Annotated in this window: 1 protein-coding gene and 1 pseudogene; both read right to left on the minus strand. The window is 44.1% G+C overall.

What is annotated here, in order from left to right:
• Positions 1-602 (minus strand): annotated as a pseudogene (locus R7P72_RS24975) (GGDEF domain-containing protein); the annotation flags it as partial.
• On the minus strand, positions 602-1,223 hold a 622-nt coding region (locus tag R7P72_RS24980), incomplete at its 5' end, for a phosphate/phosphite/phosphonate ABC transporter substrate-binding protein (RefSeq protein ID WP_318110956.1). The pseudogene R7P72_RS24975 and the gene R7P72_RS24980, both read right to left, overlap by 1 nt.

The raw sequence follows: 1,223 nt of genomic DNA on the forward strand, positions 1-1,223 counted from the left end.
GCCAGCAGCAAAATAAACATGTTGTGTTTATCTTTAGACGTTATCGCTGCAACTTGTGCAATGTTTTGCTCTTTTTCTTCTAATAAATGGGCAAGGTTGAGCTCCAAATATACGGCTCCAAGCGTCACATCTGATTGGTGAATAGGCGCGGCAATTTCCAGTTGTTCTCTAGATAGAGCGACTTGGACACGTTCTTGTTCAATTGCCTTAAGAATAAAGTCTGAGCGGTAGTGGGGCTGAGCAAACATGGCAAGCTGAGGTGTACCGTCGTGGAATACAAGTCCATCGTTATCTACAACATGGATTTTTGATACGTCCGGTTGGCTTAAGGTTGCCGTAATCTGTCCATAGACTTGGCTGATGTTATCGTTGTAAAGCGGATCAAACAGCTGCTTAGACAACAACTCCGCGTACACTAATCCTTTTTGTTTGACGTAGGATTCCGTCTTATCTTGAGAATTTTGCGTAATCTGCTGCGCGAGATTGTTTGAGTATGTGTCGTAGCCATGCATGTAAAGTACAAGGTTGACCACAACCACCAAAACAACGACGGAGATGGTCGCGAAAATGTATTTGGTTTCTAGCGAAAGTTTGTTCAGCATCAGTTTGCCTTTGGTAGCAAGTTAACAGACTTTCGAACCGTGTCGAGAGACGTTGCCATATCTGGCGTGAGTGCTGATATGCGCTTGGTATTTTGGAATACATCCAAGGCATGCAAACCTTCTGGTGCGGCATCCATTTTCAATAAAATCGATGTAATTTCATTTTTGGTCGATTGGCTCAAAGTAGGCGACGCTAAAACCAAATCACGCGGGATCTCCACCGAGTTATGGAAAATGGTCAGTTTTTCCTTCATGTTTTCTGGCAAATCTTTTGGGTTGTTCCAGTTGAAATTACTGAACGCCCCTGCGGCAACGCGCTGTTTATACACCCAAACGGATAGGTTGATTTCGTTGGATTGTTCCAAATGTTCATCCAAAAACAAATAGCCGATACGGCCTTTCGTTGGGTGATCATCTATAGAGCGAAGGTATTCTAATTTTTCGCCTTGGTTGAGCAATGTAATGGCAGGTAAGTAAAAGCTGCTGGTGGAGTTACGACTCTCGAAAATGAGCGTTTTGCCGCGCAGATCGGCCAAGGAATGAATGCCACTGTCTTGATGGGTGAAAAATACAGAGTGGTATTTTTCGAGTCCCTTTTTCCACCTTACGGCGAGCACTTGG

The sequence above is a fragment of the Vibrio sp. Vb0888 genome (assembly GCF_033338835.1).
Taxonomy (GTDB): domain Bacteria; phylum Pseudomonadota; class Gammaproteobacteria; order Enterobacterales; family Vibrionaceae; genus Vibrio; species Vibrio alginolyticus.